This window comes from Maribacter sp. R77961, assembly GCF_044594925.1.
GTDB lineage: Bacteria > Bacteroidota > Bacteroidia > Flavobacteriales > Flavobacteriaceae > Maribacter.
The window spans coordinates 603,528-622,078 of sequence record NZ_CP138991.1 but is presented as its reverse complement, the minus strand read 5'-3'; the positions used below and the strand labels follow the sequence as shown (position 1 = coordinate 622,078).

Below are 18,551 nucleotides of genomic sequence, written 5' to 3'. Positions count from 1 at the left end.
TTTCTCGCGTTCGTTTTTGTTTACTAAATTAGTTGCTGAAACACGCAACTAACCATACACAAACACGTTGTAAGTAATTATGAAAAAAATCTTATTTTCAATTTTGTTGTTTTCTTTTTTTATAAGCTGTAAGAGTCTTAACAAATCAAATCCTTTGTTCTTTGATTTAACAGGAACTACTTGGGAATATACCGATGAAGATTGGACCTATAAAATTGAGTTTTTAGAAAATGAAAAAATAAAGACCACTCATCCTAATGAATCAACTCCGCATAATGACCAATGGAAGCAAAGAAAAAACAAATTAAAATTTGAATACAATGATGGATTTGCAAAATATAAGGGCAAAATTATATCGATTGATTTAATTGAAGGAGTGGGATCAAATGGCGGAGGAGAATGGGAATGGGAAATGAGACGAATAAAATAACTACTTACAACAAAGCCTAAACGTAATGCGGATTTTAGGGCTTAACCGAAAGGTCTGTGCATATTTATAATGTCGCTAAATCTTTTGGATTTAGCTTTGGACAAGAAAAAATAAAACTAAACAATAAGCTTTAGCTTCGTGCGCAGACGGAAACGAAAAGTTTCCTTACTACCGCACTGCGCTTAGCCCAACCGTTGTACACAATACTGATGAAACTATTTTTCCAATTAACCATTTTAGTTTTTCTGACACTTTCTAGTTGTAAATCATCGCAACCTGAAAAAACAGAACCAAAAACTGATGCGCCAAAAGTGGTGTTTGATTTTTCAGAAATGAAAAAAGCCGATTTGCCTGAATCGATTGGAATAATCAATGATTATGGGCAAATCTTTACGGAGTCACAACGGACTGAACTCTCTAAAATTCTTTACGATTACGAAATTGAAACCACAAGACAAATTGTAGTTGTAACTGTTGATAGTATAAAACCATATAATGAAATCCAAAAATACGCAACTGATTTAGGACAAAAATGGGGCGTTGGTAATGCCGAGAAAGATAATGGACTTGTCATTGTTCTTTGTAATCCGATAAGAGAAATCGGAATCGCAACTGGAACTGGAACGGAATTAATTCTGACTGACGAAATTTGTAAAATAGTAATTGATAGCACAATTGTTCCCGAGTTTAAAAACGAAAAATATTATAACGGAATTAAAAACGGTGTAACTGAATTAATAGCAAAGTGGAAATAAGTACTGTGTACAACAAAACCTATAAACAATACGGGCTTCGGGTGTAATCGCTAGGTTTGCGTATTTTTATAGAGACCGCAAAATCTTATGGATTTTGCTCTGGACAGGAAAAAATAAATCAAAACAATAAGATTTCGCTATGTGCGTGGCGGAAAGCAAACGTCAGTTTGCTCCCGTACTGTTCATAGCTAAACCGTTGTATGCAATTTAAAATCACCAAATAAACTCATGAGAAAATTTGTAGTCGTATTTATAATTCTGCTTCAATCTTGTTTATTTGGTGCCGGATTAGTGGAACAAGAGATAACGGACAAATATTGGTTAACTGCTAATAATACGCTGGACGAAATGAGTATTTGGTATTTTCCTGGAGAACATCAGTCTAAGCTAATTGTGGAACAAACTGTTTTTGAAGTTGGACATAATGATAATTTTATAATTGCAAAAAGCCATCCCAAAGATTCTGTAAACGGACTGAACAAAAATGTAACGTATTACCATATAATTGAAGTGGCTAGAGCAAGTAAGAGTGTTCCTTTATCATTAAAGCAGTTTGAATTTAAAAAAAAGGAATTGCAGGTATCTGAAAAGCTAGAATTCACTAAGGTTTTCCATGAATTGAAATAAAAACTGCATACAACAAAACCTAAACGTAATGCGGACTTTTGGGTAAAACCGAAAGGTCTGAGTATATTTATTGTGTCGCTAAATCTTTGGGATTTAGCTTTGGACAAGAAAAAATAAAACTAAACAAAAAGCTTTAGCTTCGTGCTAAGACGGAAACGCAAAGTTTCCTTACTTCCGCACTACGCTTAGCTCAAGCGTTAACGGTAATAAGCTCTAAAAAAAATAGAGCAACTTCGGGGCTTCCCTTTTTTTTGCTTTTTTACGTGCTAGACGGACATTCTGTTCGCAAGTAATACGTTTATCGATAAAAGCAAAAAATCCAAGGTTTTAGTATTTTAAGCATATCTAAATCGTTTGGTTCGGGTTTGTATAAAAGAGCAGCTTGCGGGGCATGCCCTTTTGCCGCCAGCACGCAATCTGTACGCAAACATAACGCAGACGGACTTTTGGTTCGCCATTACTTGCCAAATCCCTTTAAACCGAACTTCTTTTATTTGTGTCCGCCAATTTGGTCGCCCGATGGAAAATGCGGCAAAATCTACGCGGATGGTTAGTTTCACTTGTCTTTAACAGCTATGGTTCGGGTTGCATAATACCGCTAACAATACCTATGTGTAATGCTAGGTCTGTGGTTTAATAAAATGGTTTGTCTATATTTATGATGTCGCCAAATCAGTTTGATTTGGCATTTAATAACAAAAAAAATAAACGCAAAAAAAATGCTTTGGCTTGGTGTTTTGAAATAAGTACAGTTCCTACTTAATTCCGCACTAATCATAGCTTCGGCGTTAACGGTAATAAGCTCTAAAAAAAATAGAGCAACTTCGGGGCTTCCCTTTTTTTTGCTTTTTTACGTGCTAGACGGACATTCTGTTCGCAAGTAATACGTTTATCGATAAAAGCAAAAAATCCAAGGTTTTAGTATTTTAAGCATATCTAAATCGTTTGGTTCGGGTTTGTATAAAAGAGCAGCTTGCGGGGCATGCCCTTTTGCCGCCAGCACGCAATCTGTACGCAAACATAACGCAGACGGACTTTTGGTTCGCCATTACTTGCCAAATCCCTTTAAACCGAACTTCTTTTATTTGTGTCCGCCAATTTGGTCGCCCGATGGAAAATGCGGCAAAATCTACGCGGATGGTTAGTTTCACTTGTCTTTAACAGCTATGGTTCGGGTTGCTTAATACCGCTAACAATACCTATGTGTAATGCTAGGTCTGTGGTTTAATAAAATGGTTTGTCTATATTTATGATGTCGCCAAATCAGTTTGATTTGGCATTTAATAACAAAAAAAATAAACGCAAAAAAAATGCTTTGGCTTGGTGTTTTGAAATAAGTACAGTTCCTACTTAATTCCGCACTAATCATAGCTTCGGCGTTAACGGTAATAAGCTCTAAAAAAAATAGAGCAACTTCGGGGCTTCCCTTTTTTTTGCTTTTTTACGTGCTAGACGGACATTCTGTTCGCAAGTAATACGTTTATCGATAAAAGCAAAAAATCCAAGGTTTTAGTATTTTAAGCATATCTAAATCGTTTGGTTCGGGTTTGTATAAAAGAGCAGCTTGCGGGGCATGCCCTTTTGCCGCCAGCACGCAATCTGTACGCAAACATAACGCAGACGGACTTTTGGTTCGCCATTACTTGCCAAATCCCTTTAAACCGAACTTCTTTTATTTGTGTCCGCCAATTTGGTCGCCCGATGGAAAATGCGGCAAAATCTACGCGGATGGTTAGTTTCACTTGTCTTTAACAGCTATGGTTCGGGTTGCTTAATACCGCTAACAATACCTATGTGTAATGCTAGGTCTGTGGTTTAATAAAATGGTTTGTCTATATTTATGATGTCGCCAAATCAGTTTGATTTGGCATTTAATAACAAAAAAATAAACGCAAACAAAATGCTTTGGCTTGGTGTTTTGAAGTAAGTACAGTATCTACTTAATTCAGCACTAATCATAGCTTCGGCGTTGTGCTTCATTATCAGAAACCGCTAACCAATGATAAAATTCTTTAGAAAAATTAGACAAAGACTACTTTCTGAAAATAAATTCAGTAAGTATATGATTTATGCCGTTGGAGAAATTATACTTGTTGTTATTGGAATTTTGATTGCTCTTCAAATAAATAATTGGAATGAAAATTCTAACCAAGATAAATTAGAGTTAGAAGCATTAAAAAATTTAAGAGAGGATTTTAATTTTAATCTTTCAGAGTTAATTCGTATTGATAGTGTGAATACAAAAAATATCAAATCTTGTGTACAAATACTCAACCACACTGGTAAAAGATATACAGAAGAGTTTATTTTGGAAAAACACTTAAATGCTGCTACTGCATCACCTGATTATAGTGCTAAAAATGGTTTTCTAAACGATTTAATAAATTCAGGAAACCTTGGTTTAATAAAAAATAGTGTTTTACGTAATCTTTTATCATCTTGGCTTACTGAATTATCTGAATTAACATTAAGAGAAGAAGCCTCGCAAAAAACCGATTTTGAATTGATTGATTTTATTATTAAAAATGGTAGTTATCTGGATGTTGATGAAATAGTCGGTTTTAACAAAAACTTGAATGTAAAATTACCTAAATCTGGATTTGAAATTGATAATAACCAAATGCTAAAAATACCAGAATTTGAAAATAGAATTGAAAATCAAATTATCTTTTTCAACATTGCAACTGAAAAATATCTGGTTTGTATGAACTTGAACAAGGAAATACTTCAACTTCTGGAATCTGAAATAAAAACGAAAAAATAACGAAAGCACAACAATGGCTATAAGTAATTGCTTGTTCTCGCCTACTTCTGAAAATCCTCGCGGATTTTCAGTTTGGTGTGTACTTGCAAAGTTAAGTGCTAAACCACGCAACTACTCATAGGTACTGTGTTAAAAAGCAAGCTTTTTCTTTAAAATATTAGGAAACAAGTTGAGCAATCAAGTTGTTATCCTGCGCAGCAAGGGCTTCACGCTTTTGCTGCTTTTTAGTTTCAAAATCCGCATCATAGAATTCTTCGTTTTTCCATAGGGTGTACATTAATATCAACAGCTTTCTCTGAACCGCTATTAAGGCCACCAGTGGCTTTGCTTTCTTTGGCTTAAGTCGGTTATAGAATTGTTTCAATGTTGGATTACAACGCACACAGGTCATCGAAGGCATATGTAGAACGGCACGAATATGGCTGTTACCCTTTTTGCTGATCCTTGTTTTGCCCTTGAAGTTCCCCGACTCTCGCAAGACAACATCGTAACCGGCGTAGCTGGTCAGTTGTTTCGCGTTTACGATAGAAGCAAAACCCAAGGTCTCTCCTATAACGGTAGCTGCGGATATAAATGAAATACCAGGTATACTCATCATAAAGCCTATCTTGTTCCGCAGTACTTTGTTTTTGGATATCAGGTCCTGCATTTCTTCTTCTATAGATCCTATTTGACCATTGATAAGTTTCAGCCTGTTCTTATGCCTTTTAAGGGCTTTGGCATTCCTATAAACACTCGACGAAATTGCTCCCTGACGATTGTTCTCTATTGTCCTATCCTTTAACAAAGAACTACGTTCCCTGCTCAATGCTTTTAAGCGTTGAAGTTCTTCACTGGGTGGCTCCCATAAACGAATAGACCTTTCCAGACCGAGCATACCGAGCATTTTACTATCCAGCGCATCTGTCTTTGAGCGTTGGTCAAGACTACGGGCATAACTCTTCACCCTGCCCGACTGCATTACACAAACCGAATAACCTTTGGAATGCAGATAATGGGCGATACCCTGATGGTAAACTCCCGTGGCTTCCATAACCACTAAAAGCTCAACGCTAGCATCCACCGATTTCCTTAACCATTTCAAAAGCTCTTTATAACCTGACAGATCATTGGGCACATCTGGATGTGATATGAATTCTTTGTTCAGCTTATCGGTCAGAAAACCTAGGGATAATGATAAGTTTAGTTTAGAGACATCAATACCCAAACATTGTTTTAAGCGCTTTTCCATAACATTATTTTTTTAAGCTATAACCTTCTTTATCATCCTTGCTCGCATTTGATTCGACCTCTGTAAAATAGGGTCTAGGTACTGTCCGGATTCCAAGAAAACTATAGAAGGGCGGGATTTCTATGAAACGATATCACCTTAAGTGTATCTAGCCGAGACCTCTCTGTCCCTTCTATTCTAGCTTTTGTTCACTTCCCAAGCTAATGTTTTAAAACATTAGCTTGGGAAGTGTGTAGACCTAAGCAACGATATCCATTTTAAGTATCTGGCCGAAACACGAAACCACACTTCCCTTTAAGCTAATGGATTATCCTAAATATCTTATCTTCAACCTAAGAAACAAACATACGAGCCGAGACCGTTGTGCTTAATGTTGAAAAATGTCGAAAAAAGAAACTCTCAAGAGATTAATAATTGATTTTGAAAACGGCGTATCAACAGTTGAAACGGCGGTGGAAAGAATCAATGAAATCTCGTACTTACAAATTGACAAGGATTTTTTAGCCAATTATTGGCGAAGTATGGACTTATCAAGTTTCACGGAAATTTTAGCTACTCCTCAAATCAAAAATTGGATTGAAATCGATGATGAATATGCGGACGAATTGATTACAGAAATAAAAAACAACTTAACTAATGACGCTATTTTTAAAAGAAATGCCACGGCCTTGGAAAAGAGATATAAAAAATCCGCAGGAACGATTTCAGACTGGATTTTTCAGAAAGACATAATGGACAATAATGAATTGCTACGATTATTAAAATTGGACACGTCAATCAAACTCTAAATGGACGCCAATCTGAACGCAAAAACACTAAGCACAACAAAACCTATAAACAATACGGGCTTCGGGCTTATTCGCAGGGTTTGTCTATTTTTATGAAGTCCGCAAAATCTTATGGATTTTGCTTTTTAGCGGGACAAAGAAAAAAAGAAAACCAAAAGATTTCGCTATGTGCGTGGCGGAAAGCAAACGCTAGTTTGCACCCGTACTGTTCATAGCTCAACCGTTGGGCATAATTTAAAAAACGAATCAAATGAAATTAAAATTGTTATTAGTCTTATTACTATTCAATTGGATTGCATCTTACGCATCTGGCTTTAAAACATTTGTACCAAAAGAGAATGGATTTGTTCCAGTTGAAATAAAGGTTGAGAAAAAATCAATAAATAATATTTGTAAATTCCTTGGTTATAATTCGGAGGAATTCTACACCTACAATGATTATGATTTAAAAGACAGTAAAGTTTTCATAGTTATTTTCAAATCATTTTCGGACCAATTAGTATGTGTTTTAACAGATGACAATATTGAATCTATTACTCAAAAAGATGTTGACAATTATCTCGTGAATTTTAATCTAAAAGACGATTTTGATTCTTACGACATTGAAAGCACACTTGAAGACGGGGTAAAAAATAAATCACTTTCAAAGAAATTTATGAGTGAAGTTTTTAATAACCAAACAGCCAATGCAAATTCATTTATTGCAATGGACATTGGATATGAACTTCATTTCACAAATGGAGTGCTTTCTAGTTACAAACCTTCAGATGGACTAAATAAGTGGGCTAAAAGTTGGAAAAATGAAATGCCAGAACGCTATCGACAATACTATAATGAGGCATCTAGTTATCAAACTAATGAAAATGACATATTAAACGAATTAAATATTCAAGCTGACGCATTTGCCAATACACATAATGGAGTTATGAATGAATACATAAAATTTCACACTAATAACAATGGAACCGTTAATTACAAAATGTTGCTTGTAGCACATTACAACGAATCAATAAATCTGCAAGAATTTAAAATGATAAATAAAGGGAGATACGATTTATCAAATGAATTTAGCGACCAAGACAGCTACAAAAGGACAACTTATCGTGTAAATAATGGACTTTATACGTTTGACGAAAACGGCAAATTAATAAACTCTTACACATCGGAATAAAAAACTATGCCCAACAATGGCTATATCAAATAGGGCATAAAGTGCTATATTTAAAGGCTTGGGCTTGTTTACTGAGTCCGCCAAATCTTTTGGATTTGGCAATTAAAAAAGAAAAAATAATTACAAAACAAAAAGCTCTGGCTAGCAGACCAGACGGAAATCAAAAGTTTCCTTACCTGCCCTACTTGCCATAGCCTCGACCGTTACCTGTAATGCTGAAAATCGTGCTTAAATTCAACATTTGAACTAAAAAAGCCAGCGCTCAGTCAAGCACATTTCATTTTTTTCGTGCCTCAAAAAATAAAAAGAGCTTGCCTTTTCCCAACGCTCTCGTGCGTTCATAAGATTGTTAAAAATTGGAGTTTGGAAAAATGGAATCTATGCTAAAATTTCTTTACTTTACGTCCCAATTATGAGTAAAAAATATTCAGACATAAAAGAGAAACTTCAAATCGTTGTAGATAAAAAAACTACTAATGATTTAGCACATTTAACACACTATTTTCAGAATCATAAAAATGGTGTTTCTCAATATTTTAGACCATCGGCTACCGAATATCTGACTGAATTACACGAAGAATTAAATATAATACAAGAACCAGACTTCCAATATTACTTGCCAATAAAATGGGACATTCCTTTTCCACCTACTGAAAATCCAACATTTAAATTTATCGACCTTTTTGCTGGAATTGGAGGAATAAGAATGGCTTATCAAAATAGTGGTGGAAAGTGCGTATTTACGAGTGAATGGGATACTTACGCAAAAAAAACATACGAAGCGAATTTTGGAGAAGTCCCTTTTGGAGATATAACTCAAATTTCAGAAAAGGATATTCCAGACCACGATATTTTATTAGGTGGTTTTCCTTGTCAACCTTTCTCTATAGCAGGAGTTTCAAAGAAAAACTCTTTAGGAAGAGCGCACGGGTTTTTAGATGAAACGCAAGGAACTTTATTTTTTGATATTGCAAGAATAATTAAACATAAAAAGCCAAAAGCTTTTATGCTTGAAAATGTAAAAAACCTTGTTTCTCACGATAAAAAGAAAACATTTAAAGTCATAATCAAAACTTTAGAAAAATTAGGATATAATGTCCATTACAAAGTTTTAAATGGCAAATATTATGTTCCTCAAAATCGCGAAAGAATAATAATTGTTGGCTTTAAAAAGTCAATATTCAAAAGCAAAGAAACTTTTGAATTTCCTGACCCACAAGAAGCAAATTTTGTTTTTAAAGATATTCTTGAACCAAAAGTGGACGACAAATACACTTTGTCTGATAAACTTTGGAATTATTTACAAGAACACGCCAGAAAACACAAAGCCAAAGGAAATGGTTTTGGTTTTGGAATGACAGATTTAAACGGAATATCAAGAACAATTAGCGCTAGATATTATAAAGATGGTTCTGAAGTTTTAATTCCTCAAAAAGGAAAAAACCCAAGAAGATTAACGCCAAGAGAATGTGCAAGACTTCAAGGGTTTCCGGATAAATTTATAATTCCTGTTTCAAACAACCAAGCTTATAAACAATTTGGCAATTCAGTTGTAACACCTTTAATACAGGCAGTAGCAAAAAACATAGTAAAAGAACTTTCAAAAATTAATGAATCTAACCAATCTAAAATCGCTATTCATAAATAATGGGTGCAAAAGAGTTTATGTAAAAACTCTTTCCCCAAATGATAACTCAAAAAATCAAGTTTATTTAGCTCGTGGAAGTTGGGAAATTCTAAATATGTTCCCTATCTCTGAAATAATTGCGGAAGAAGCTGGAGATTGGGAAAAGGAAAGATTTAAAGCCAAGCTTAATTTTTCTTGGATTGACGATGAAGGTTCAATTTTTCCAGCACCACAAGCACAATTTATCCTCTACCCTAAATATCCAGAAGTACGTTTTTCTGGTTTTCTTGCAAGATGTCAAAAAGCACCTTCGGAATTAATGACCCAAAGATTAGCTGGCAGACTACTTTTCTTTTCTGTTGCTCAAAACGGAACTATTTTAGGCTATGTAACTTCACCAGATTCGGAAATCGCAACTGAATTTAATAAAACTGAATTTGATTCTGTTCACGGAGTTTTTTCTGTAATAGATTTGCCGAAAGCAAAAAACAATCGAGCAGTTTTACTAGACGAACTAAAACGTATTCACGAACTCGGTTGGATTGAATCAAAAAGATTAGATAGAAATGGAAATATTTTGGATTGTCGTGCACCTAATTGTGGTGGTTATACTTTAGAAGCAGAATTAGGAGTTACACCAAATGGCTATTCCGAACCTGATTTTATGGGTTGGGAAGTTAAGCAATTTAGTGTTGCGAATTTTAATCGCACTAAATCCAAAGCTATTACGCTAATGACACCTGAACCAACGGACGGATTATACAAAACCGAAGGAACAGAATACTTTGTCAGAACTTATGGTTACGAAGATAGACTAGGACGACCTGATAGATTAAATTTTGGAGGAGTTCACAAAGTTGGAGAAAAACATCATCTCACAGATTTAACAATGCAACTAATCGGATTTGACGTAGAAAGCGGAAAAATACGGAACACGAATGGCAGAATTGCATTATTAGACGAAAAAGATAATGAAACAGCATCTTGGAGTTTTTCTTCAATGCTAAAACATTGGAACCGAAAACATAATCAAGCTTGTTATGTACCATCATTATCGGAAACTAAACCCGAAAGAAAGTATAGATACGGAAATGAAATAATATTAGGAACTGGAACTGATTTTCAGCTATTTCTTGCACAAATGGCTATTGGAAATATTTATTACGACCCAGGAATTAAATTGGAGAATATTTCTACCAAACCTAAAATTAAGAAACGAAGTCAATTTAGAATAAAGTCTGGATTTTTACCGAATTTATATAAACAGAATGAAGTAATAGACATTGCGGAGTAGCCAACGCTGAAAGCCATACACATTTACAGTCGCGCCATCCAAGCTTCGCCAAAACTGTAAAAGAGTATGTCTTCTGCCAACGCTAGCAAGTTTGCGGAAAAGCACTACAGGTAACAATGTATATAAAACATAGCTAATATGGTATTTCCGAGAGGTTTGTGTGTATTTGCAGAGTCGCCAAATTTTTAAATTTGGCTTTTAGAATAAAAAAGATAAAAACAAAACATAAAAATTCGGCTTGTGTATAATCGGAAACGTCAGCGTCTATTTACCCGCTACGTTTCATATACGAGACCGTTGGCAATAATTATAGAATGCGACCTAGAAGTCTTAAAATATTTCAAAAAAGAAAAGGGATTTATATTTCTCCTGAAAAATTGGTCGGTATTTTTTGGACAGGCTTGGTATTTTTAATGACATATTTAAAGCAATCTCACGGATATGATTTTAATGGTTGGGACACTACTCTATTAATTCTATGGCTAGTTTATGTAATCGGACTTATGATTAGCACCTTCTTTCGCTATGAACGAGAAATAGGAACATATTGCGGTAAATTGACTTTTTGGGAAGACAGAATACAAATGGACGAGGCAAATTATAACCTATCTCAAATATCAAAATTGGACTTTACTCAAGCATTTGATATTAGGGGAATGTTTGTTAATTCTATGCTGGAATTCACTCCACACTTGTCCAATGGATTAAACAACGTAATGACTCTTGAACTGAAAAATGGACAAAAAATAAAATGTAATTTTTTACAAACCGAATCTGAAAGGCTGAGTCATTTTAAAGAATTACTGACGCACTATCATAAAAATGGAATTCTTGGATGGTTACCACTTATTGACATATTAGGAATCGAAGATTATAATAAAATTCAGGACTTTAAAAAAGAAATAACTATTGCCAACAAAACCTAAACGTAATGCGGACTTTAGGGCAAAACCAAAAGGTCTGTGTAAATTTATAAGGTCGCTAAATCTTTGGGATTTAGCTTTGGACAAGAAAAAATAAAAACTAAACAATAAGCTTTAGCTTCGTGCCCAGACGGAAACGAAAAGTTTCCTTGCCTCCGCACTACGCTTAGCCCAACCGTTAGCTTTCATTGTGAAATTTTAAACAACTTAGAATAAATTAATAATCCGTGCTCCTCTATTAAAATTATGATAAAAATAAAGTATTCAAATTCAAATCTTATTACACATCTAATCTCAGGTATTATATTAACTTTAATGGCAGTTTATATGATCTCTATGATGTATGGCTTTGAAGTTATAATATCAATTTTATGGTTATTTCTTGGAGTTTATACAATTTTAAAATACATTAATAAAGTCAATGACGGATATTTAAGAATTTACAATAAAGAATTCACTATGTATGATAGAAAGTTAAGAACTGTAAAATACAACGAAATAATAAACATTAAAAAATTTGCTGGAGATATAATATTTAATTGTGAAACAAATACTATCAAAATTGATACTAATAAAATAGAAAAAAAATCACTAATAATATTGAATTCATTTATAGATAAAGAATTCACATCTGAACAAAAATTATACTAACAAAAAACATTAACTTTTATTCTGTAAGCTAATCTGATGTTCAAATTACAGTCTTTTGAAGCGTATATTATGCTATAAACATAACATTACGACATCTAGCTTGTTTGCTCGATTGAAAACACCTGTGTACTCTCCTATTCTTTTAAAGTTTTAAAACATCAATTATTATGAAAAATAACACTGTTTTGAGAATTTCTTACTCGGCTGGGATTGAAAATACTGAATGAATCGTTTAGTGAAATTACAAATCGTCAAAAAAACGAAAAGCTAACAATGTATATAAAAAATAGGGCTTTTGTGCTAACTTCAAAGTTCTGTGTCTATTTACAAAGTTCGCCAAATATAAAATTTGGTATTTAAACGAAATTAAAAACAAAATATTTATATTTAGCTAAGTGTTAAACCCGAAATATAGTGCTTATCAACCGCCCTACTTTTCATATACTAACCGTTGTAGCACATTAGAAAAAAAATATGGGAAGAAAAGAAGAAGAATACCATAATTATAGAGAAAAGTTAGAAGACCTTAAAGAAAGGTCTAATAAAATCAGGATGGAAAGAGAAAGGATTCTCTCTTCTAAACCTTGGTATAGTCGACCACAAAATATAATTGCAGTATTAGCAATTCTAATTCCAATTACATCAACCATTTTATTTAATTTTTTTCAATCTGAAAAGAAGCAACTTGAAATACAATATAATATACCTCAAAAGCTTTTAGATAACAATGACCAATTAAAAAGTAGTGTTTCTATACAGTACGACTCATTAAATATTAATAACATCTCAAGTATCATAGTTAGAATATCAAATACAGGAGACATTCCTATTAAAAAATCTGATTTTATAGATGGTCCTATCCGATTTAATATTACTGACAATTTTAAAAAGAAAAATAATGATGTATTCATACTTGATATACTAAAAATTAATGATGCTAACCAACAAAATTCTGAAATTGAACTAATTGAATCAAATGGAAAAGGAGTTTTTACCTATCTTCCTAGTCTACTTAACCCTAATGACGAAGTAATTATGAACGTATTGGTTTCTAATGAGCCAACTGTTAATATTTTAATAAGTGGGAAAATTGAAAAAGGAACTATAAATACATATGAAATCACGGAAAATAAAGAAGGAAACATCCAAGTAAGTAGTTGGGGAAAGTCAATAATTAGTTTCTTTAAAAATAGAGCTATATCAATACCTATAACCATATTTGCTTTTTTTGTTTTTTTTATATTCAATATATTTCCTTGGGCGATGTTATCAAACGGAGAATTTGAATCTGAACCTAGAATTTTGGGACCAATATTGATTTTTAGTCTGAACTTATTGTCAGTATTTACTCTGATTTTATTTATAGCCTTAATAATATAACGTGCTACAACAATGGCTATAAGTAATTGCTGGTTCTTGCCTAATTTGGAAATTCCTGCGGAATTTCCAACTTGGTGTGTACTTGCAAAGTTAAGTGCTAAACCACGCAACTACTCATAGGTACTGTGTTAAAAAGCAAGCTTTTTCTTTAAAATATTAGGAAACAAGTTGAGCAATCAAGTTGTTATCCTGCGCAGCAAGGGCTTCACGCTTTTGCTGCTTTTTAGTTTCAAAATCCGCATCATAGAATTCTTCGTTTTTCCATAGGGTGTACATTAATATCAACAGCTTTCTCTGAACCGCTATTAAGGCCACCAGTGGCTTTGCTTTCTTTGGCTTAAGTCGGTTATAGAATTGTTTCAATGTTGGATTACAACGCACACAGGTCATCGAAGGCATATGTAGAACGGCACGAATATGGCTGTTACCCTTTTTGCTGATCCTTGTTTTGCCCTTGAAGTTCCCCGACTCTCGCAAGACAACATCGTAACCGGCGTAGCTGGTCAGTTGTTTCGCGTTTACGATAGAAGCAAAACCCAAGGTCTCTCCTATAACGGTAGCTGCGGATATAAATGAAATACCAGGTATACTCATCATAAAGCCTATCTTGTTCCGCAGTACTTTGTTTTTGGATATCAGGTCCTGCATTTCTTCTTCTATAGATCCTATTTGACCATTGATAAGTTTCAGCCTGTTCTTATGCCTTTTAAGGGCTTTGGCATTCCTATAAACACTCGACGAAATTGCTCCCTGACGATTGTTCTCTATTGTCCTATCCTTTAACAAAGAACTACGTTCCCTGCTCAATGCTTTTAAGCGTTGAAGTTCTTCACTGGGTGGCTCCCATAAACGAATAGACCTTTCCAGACCGAGCATACCGAGCATACCGAGCATTTTACTATCCAGCGCATCTGTCTTTGAGCGTTGGTCAAGACTACGGGCATAACTCTTCACCCTGCCCGACTGCATTACACAAACCGAATAACCTTTGGAATGCAGATAATGGGCGATACCCTGATGGTAAACTCCCGTGGCTTCCATAACCACTAAAAGCTCAACGCTAGCATCCACCGATTTCCTTAACCATTTCAAAAGCTCTTTATAACCTGACAGATCATTGGGCACATCTGGATGTGATATGAATTCTTTGTTCAGCTTATCGGTCAGAAAACCTAGGGATAATGATAAGTTTAGTTTAGAGACATCAATACCCAAACATTGTTTTAAGCGCTTTTCCATAACATTATTTTTTTAAGCTATAACCTTCTTTATCATCCTTGCTCGCATTTGATTCGACCTCTGTAAAATAGGGTCTAGGTACTGTCCGGATTCCAAGAAAACTATAGAAGGGCGGGATTTCTATGAAACGATATCACCTTAAGTGTATCTAGCCGAGACCTCTCTGTCCCTTCTATTCTAGCTTTTGTTCACTTCCCAAGCTAATGTTTTAAAACATTAGCTTGGGAAGTGTGTAGACCTAAGCAACGATATCCATTTTAAGTATCTGGCCGAAACACGAAACCACACTTCCCTTTAAGCTAATGGATTATCCTAAATATCTTATCTTCAACCTAAGAAACAAACATACGAGCTAAACCGTTGTAGTGCATTTAAAATCAACCGAATAAATAATGGAGCTTATAAGACATTGTGCTTTATGTGAAAATGAAATTACCAGTCTGAAAAAAGGCGTGACCTGTAAGTTAACTAAGAAAAAACCCGATTTCATTAAAAATTGTAGGGACATTAAATTGAATGAAAAATTTGAACAACAACTGGTTACTATTCTTCTGGAATTAGAACGAATAAGCAAATTTAGAAAAAGGGAATATCTGATTTTTTGTGTTTTAATAGTTATTGGAATATTATCGATAATGGGAAACAAGATTTTTGCTGAATTGCATTCAAATTCACCTTATTACTGGCTAAATAGGTTTATGCCAATTGCAGTTGGAATTACAATAATAATGGGTGCTTTATTTAATTTAAGCAGTTTTAGGAATAAGCAGAAAATTGCTCTAACCGAAAAAAACAAAATTGATTCTGTTTTGGAAAAGTATCGGATTAGTTATAAAACAAAATTTGAATACAAAGAAAAAATTCACGGAGACCAAAATATTGAAATTACAATGGAGTATAAAAACTGGACAAAAAAACGCACTACAACAATGGCTATAATTAATACGGGTTTCGGGCTTTAAGCCAAGGTATGTGAATATTTAGAAAGTCCGCCAAATCTTTTGGATTTGGCTTTTAAATAGAAAAAATAAAAACAAACAAAAAGATTCGGCTAATTGCTTAAACGGAAAAAAAGTTCACTTTTATTCCCGTACTAATCATAGCCGAGACGTTAGCCACAATCTAAAACCAATGAAATTCTCTTTACTCTGGTTCATGCTTTTAATATTTGGGACTTGTCTTGGACAGAGCTCTAAAATGGACTTGAAAACCTATTTCTCTGATTCTGAAATTAAGGACTTGAATCTGATTACGGACTTTTTTCAATCTGAATTTTGCGGAACTACGGACAGCACAAAATTTGGAGTTTGTATAACTAGCGCCTTACCAAAATTAAATGACTGGGAATATAAATATATTGGCAAAAAAATCAGTTGGAGAAAACAGAAAAAATTATACTCTAAAATATCAGACTCTACATTCAACAAAATATGGTGGATTTCCAATTCAACTTATTTAGCAAGTAAACCGAAATATGAATACAAATCGATTGTCTTTAGCTACAATCCAATTGTAATTGATTTCGTTAAAGCATTAGGCAAATCAAACAAGTTTTTAGAATATTATGCAGATAAGCTTGAATTCATTGGTGGGTTTAGTAATATCAATTTAATTTCCATCAGTATAATTGAACACCCCCAAGAGTGGGATTTAAATGATAGAAATGTTCAAATATTTCTAGCAATACATTATTTGACACAAAATGATATGCTAAAAAGAGACAAAAAAGTTGGACGGTTAGAAAAGCGTCATATTCATGAACTGAGCAAGAAACAGAAAAAGACTGTGCCTAACAAAGCCTAAACGTAATGCGGACTTCAGGGCTAAATCGAAAGGTCTGTGTATATTTATGATGTCGCTAAATCTTATGGATTTAGCTTTGGACAAGAAAAATAAAACTAAACAATAAGCTTTAGCTTCGTGCGCAGACGGAAACGAAAAGTTTCCTTGCCCCCGCACTACGCTTAGCCGCAACGTTACCATACATTTTGAACATATGAACACCAACCAAACTTTATCCGAAATAAAAACCGAATCTTCAATTGGAAAAAGATTTCTTGCAGGTTTTATAGACTACTTAATTATATATACTTTCTTTTTTATCTACGGTTATCAATTTGGACAACCAGACGGCGATGGAGGTTTCACTATAAATGGACTTCCGGCTCTTGGACCAATATTATTTTGGTTGCTTATGACGGTTGGACTTGAGCAATTTTTTGGAGCAACTCTCGGAAATGGAATCGTTGGACTAATGCCAAAATCAATTAAAAAAGACGCAGATGGACAAAATTGGGGTAACTACATGGACAAGCCAACTTTTGGACAATCTTTTAAAAGACATCTACTTGACCCTATTGATATGATCTTTTTTGGACTCGTAGCGATAATCATTATAAAAAATTCAGAATTAAATCAAAGGCTTGGCGATATGTGGGCAAAAACTGTGGTTGTTAAAAGCGAATCAGACGCAAAATAAAAACGTATGGTAACAATGCCTATAATTAATACGGACTTCGGGTTTTACGCCAAGGTCTGTGTATATTTATATAGTCGCAAAATCTTTGGGATTTTGCTTTCGAACAAAAAAAGAAAAAACAAAACCAAAAGCTTTTGCTTAGCGCGTAGCTGGAAATCCGCTGGATTTCTGCGCCGCACTAATCATAGCCGCACCGTTGTAAAACATTTTAATGAAATTTATAACCACAATCATATTTACAGTTTTTACCACCTTCTGTTTATTCTCTCAATATTCTAAGGAATACGAAATTTTGACTGAAAAGCTGATTGCAACAGATACTATAAATTTTGAAGAGCTATACAAAAATGGAGAGATAAAGGAAAAGGGTACTGTTTTAACATACAAAGTTGGGGATTATTCTGCCGACTACTATTTTGGAGATTATTATCAGTATTACAGGAATGGACAAGTAAAAATGACAGCCAAATTTGACCGATTTGGAAATTTGTTATCTCAAAAATGTTATTTGAACTTTGGTGGACTTTGTAGCGAATCAACAACCTTTGAAATTGATTCGGAAACCACCGATTTGGAAGAGTTGTTACGTGTCGACGAAAAAACTAAAGTCATAAGTAATGACAAATTCTATAACTATTCAATGAAATTAGATAGTATGTATCTAAAGAAAGAGGGCAAAATGATTGGGAATAAAAAAATAGGAGTCTGGAAAATCTATTCTAGGAATGGAGAATTAATTGACGAAAAGCAGTACTAAAAAAACGTTTTACAACAATGCCTAAACGTAATACGGACTTTAGGGCTGAAACCTAAGGTCTGTGTATATTTATAAGGTCACTAAATCTTATGGATTTAGCTTTAGAATAGAAAAAATAAATCAAAACAATAAGCTTTAGCTTCGTGCGCAGACGGAAACGAAAAGTTTCCTTACAACCGCACTACGCTTAGCCGTGACCGTTGTAATTAATGGTAAAAAAACAATTTACCAACCTCAAAAATGCGTAATCTGATTCTAAAAAACAGAGCGGATTATTGCGTAAAAATGTATTGATTTTATAAAATTATTTTCAATCTAAACGCAAATGGACAGCAAGTTTGCGCAAATGGATTTCTGAACAACTTTGCGCAAATGGACTTCACTCCTATCTAATTGTTGCGCAGATGGACTTCTTAGCTAGTTTGCGCAGATGGA

Annotated in this window: 17 protein-coding genes; 15 read left to right on the top strand and 2 right to left on the bottom strand. The window is 34.1% G+C overall.

From position 1 onward, the window contains the following. Positions 1–79 precede the first annotated feature (79 nt). The 4 genes from SJY09_RS02560 (at position 80) to SJY09_RS02545 (ending at position 4,576) form a co-directional block, all read left to right on the top strand. Positions 80–430 carry a hypothetical protein gene (locus SJY09_RS02560; RefSeq protein ID WP_396637394.1) on the top strand — a complete coding sequence of 117 codons (351 nt, stop codon included), beginning with the start codon at positions 80–82 and terminating at the stop codon, positions 428–430. 209 nt (positions 431–639) lie between these two features. After that, entirely contained in the window at positions 640–1,185 is a 546-nt protein-coding gene (locus SJY09_RS02555; protein ID WP_396637393.1) for a TPM domain-containing protein, read from the top strand. Between the two features lie 228 nt (positions 1,186–1,413). Next, on the top strand, positions 1,414–1,812 hold the full coding sequence (locus tag SJY09_RS02550) for a hypothetical protein (protein WP_396637392.1): 399 nt from the start codon (positions 1,414–1,416) through the stop codon (positions 1,810–1,812). A gap of 1,999 nt (positions 1,813–3,811) precedes the next feature. Continuing rightward, a complete protein-coding gene (locus SJY09_RS02545) occupies positions 3,812–4,576 on the top strand; it encodes a DUF6090 family protein (protein WP_396637391.1) in 765 nt (254 codons plus the stop codon). A 157-nt stretch (positions 4,577–4,733) separates the two neighbouring features. Here SJY09_RS02545 and SJY09_RS02540 read toward each other — a convergent pair whose 3' ends face one another. Beyond that, positions 4,734–5,807 (bottom strand): IS110 family transposase, encoded by a 1,074-nt coding sequence (locus SJY09_RS02540; protein ID WP_396636911.1) that lies wholly within the window; start codon positions 5,805–5,807, stop codon positions 4,734–4,736. A 380-nt stretch (positions 5,808–6,187) separates the two neighbouring features. Here SJY09_RS02540 and SJY09_RS02535 point away from each other — a divergent pair, with 380 nt between their 5' ends. The 7 genes from SJY09_RS02535 (at position 6,188) to SJY09_RS02505 (ending at position 13,641) form a co-directional block, all read left to right on the top strand. Then, positions 6,188–6,595 (top strand): hypothetical protein, encoded by a 408-nt coding sequence (locus SJY09_RS02535; RefSeq protein ID WP_396637390.1) that lies wholly within the window; start codon positions 6,188–6,190, stop codon positions 6,593–6,595. Between the two features lie 250 nt (positions 6,596–6,845). Continuing rightward, positions 6,846–7,766, top strand: a complete 921-nt coding sequence (locus SJY09_RS02530) for a hypothetical protein (protein WP_396637389.1) — start codon at positions 6,846–6,848, stop codon at positions 7,764–7,766. 412 nt (positions 7,767–8,178) lie between these two features. Further along, positions 8,179–9,414, top strand: coding sequence for a DNA (cytosine-5-)-methyltransferase (dcm, locus tag SJY09_RS02525; protein ID WP_396637388.1), 1,236 nt, complete (start codon positions 8,179–8,181; stop codon positions 9,412–9,414). Beyond that, positions 9,377–10,687, top strand: a complete 1,311-nt coding sequence (locus tag SJY09_RS02520; protein WP_396637387.1) for an MvaI/BcnI family restriction endonuclease — start codon at positions 9,377–9,379, stop codon at positions 10,685–10,687. Before dcm ends, SJY09_RS02520 begins: the two co-directional genes overlap by 38 nt. A gap of 314 nt (positions 10,688–11,001) precedes the next feature. Then, complete coding sequence (locus tag SJY09_RS02515; protein WP_396637386.1) at positions 11,002–11,613, top strand: hypothetical protein; 612 nt, start codon at positions 11,002–11,004, stop codon at positions 11,611–11,613. A gap of 243 nt (positions 11,614–11,856) precedes the next feature. After that, positions 11,857–12,261: a hypothetical protein gene (locus SJY09_RS02510; RefSeq protein WP_396637385.1), complete on the top strand. Its 405-nt coding sequence runs from the start codon at positions 11,857–11,859 to the stop codon at positions 12,259–12,261. 474 nt (positions 12,262–12,735) lie between these two features. Beyond that, positions 12,736–13,641 (top strand): hypothetical protein, encoded by a 906-nt coding sequence (locus SJY09_RS02505; RefSeq protein WP_396637384.1) that lies wholly within the window; start codon positions 12,736–12,738, stop codon positions 13,639–13,641. A 156-nt stretch (positions 13,642–13,797) separates the two neighbouring features. Here the strand turns inward: SJY09_RS02505 and SJY09_RS02500 are convergent, their stop codons facing one another. Further along, complete coding sequence (locus SJY09_RS02500) at positions 13,798–14,880, bottom strand: IS110 family transposase (protein ID WP_396636261.1); 1,083 nt, start codon at positions 14,878–14,880, stop codon at positions 13,798–13,800. Positions 14,881–15,272: 392 nt separating this feature from the next. On the opposite strand from SJY09_RS02500, the gene SJY09_RS02495 reads away from it, so the two are divergent. The 4 genes from SJY09_RS02495 (at position 15,273) to SJY09_RS02480 (ending at position 18,116) form a co-directional block, all read left to right on the top strand. Beyond that, positions 15,273–15,842: a hypothetical protein gene (locus tag SJY09_RS02495; protein WP_396637383.1), complete on the top strand. Its 570-nt coding sequence runs from the start codon at positions 15,273–15,275 to the stop codon at positions 15,840–15,842. A 169-nt stretch (positions 15,843–16,011) separates the two neighbouring features. Beyond that, positions 16,012–16,683: a hypothetical protein gene (locus SJY09_RS02490; RefSeq protein WP_396637382.1), complete on the top strand. Its 672-nt coding sequence runs from the start codon at positions 16,012–16,014 to the stop codon at positions 16,681–16,683. A 193-nt stretch (positions 16,684–16,876) separates the two neighbouring features. After that, complete coding sequence (locus tag SJY09_RS02485) at positions 16,877–17,359, top strand: RDD family protein (RefSeq protein ID WP_396637381.1); 483 nt, start codon at positions 16,877–16,879, stop codon at positions 17,357–17,359. Positions 17,360–17,570: 211 nt separating this feature from the next. Beyond that, a complete protein-coding gene (locus SJY09_RS02480; RefSeq protein WP_396636270.1) occupies positions 17,571–18,116 on the top strand; it encodes a hypothetical protein in 546 nt (181 codons plus the stop codon). Positions 18,117–18,551: the final 435 nt, after the last annotated feature.

Excerpts from the sequence above, each read along its gene's own strand:
- SJY09_RS02560 (WP_396637394.1), top strand. The coding sequence starts at position 80 with ATGAAAAAAATCTTATTTTCAATTTTGTTGTTTTCTTTTTTTATAAGC.
- SJY09_RS02555 (WP_396637393.1), top strand. The coding sequence starts at position 640 with ATGAAACTATTTTTCCAATTAACCATTTTAGTTTTTCTGACACTTTCT.
- SJY09_RS02550 (WP_396637392.1), top strand. The coding sequence starts at position 1,414 with ATGAGAAAATTTGTAGTCGTATTTATAATTCTGCTTCAATCTTGTTTA.
- SJY09_RS02545 (WP_396637391.1), top strand. The coding sequence starts at position 3,812 with ATGATAAAATTCTTTAGAAAAATTAGACAAAGACTACTTTCTGAAAAT.
- SJY09_RS02540 (WP_396636911.1), bottom strand. The coding sequence starts at position 5,807 with ATGGAAAAGCGCTTAAAACAATGTTTGGGTATTGATGTCTCTAAACTA.
- SJY09_RS02535 (WP_396637390.1), top strand. The coding sequence starts at position 6,188 with ATGTCGAAAAAAGAAACTCTCAAGAGATTAATAATTGATTTTGAAAAC.
- SJY09_RS02530 (WP_396637389.1), top strand. The coding sequence starts at position 6,846 with ATGAAATTAAAATTGTTATTAGTCTTATTACTATTCAATTGGATTGCA.
- dcm (WP_396637388.1), top strand. The coding sequence starts at position 8,179 with ATGAGTAAAAAATATTCAGACATAAAAGAGAAACTTCAAATCGTTGTA.
- SJY09_RS02520 (WP_396637387.1), top strand. The coding sequence starts at position 9,377 with ATGAATCTAACCAATCTAAAATCGCTATTCATAAATAATGGGTGCAAA.
- SJY09_RS02515 (WP_396637386.1), top strand. The coding sequence starts at position 11,002 with ATGCGACCTAGAAGTCTTAAAATATTTCAAAAAAGAAAAGGGATTTAT.
- SJY09_RS02510 (WP_396637385.1), top strand. The coding sequence starts at position 11,857 with ATGATAAAAATAAAGTATTCAAATTCAAATCTTATTACACATCTAATC.
- SJY09_RS02505 (WP_396637384.1), top strand. The coding sequence starts at position 12,736 with ATGGGAAGAAAAGAAGAAGAATACCATAATTATAGAGAAAAGTTAGAA.
- SJY09_RS02500 (WP_396636261.1), bottom strand. The coding sequence starts at position 14,880 with ATGGAAAAGCGCTTAAAACAATGTTTGGGTATTGATGTCTCTAAACTA.
- SJY09_RS02495 (WP_396637383.1), top strand. The coding sequence starts at position 15,273 with ATGGAGCTTATAAGACATTGTGCTTTATGTGAAAATGAAATTACCAGT.
- SJY09_RS02490 (WP_396637382.1), top strand. The coding sequence starts at position 16,012 with ATGAAATTCTCTTTACTCTGGTTCATGCTTTTAATATTTGGGACTTGT.
- SJY09_RS02485 (WP_396637381.1), top strand. The coding sequence starts at position 16,877 with ATGAACACCAACCAAACTTTATCCGAAATAAAAACCGAATCTTCAATT.
- SJY09_RS02480 (WP_396636270.1), top strand. The coding sequence starts at position 17,571 with ATGAAATTTATAACCACAATCATATTTACAGTTTTTACCACCTTCTGT.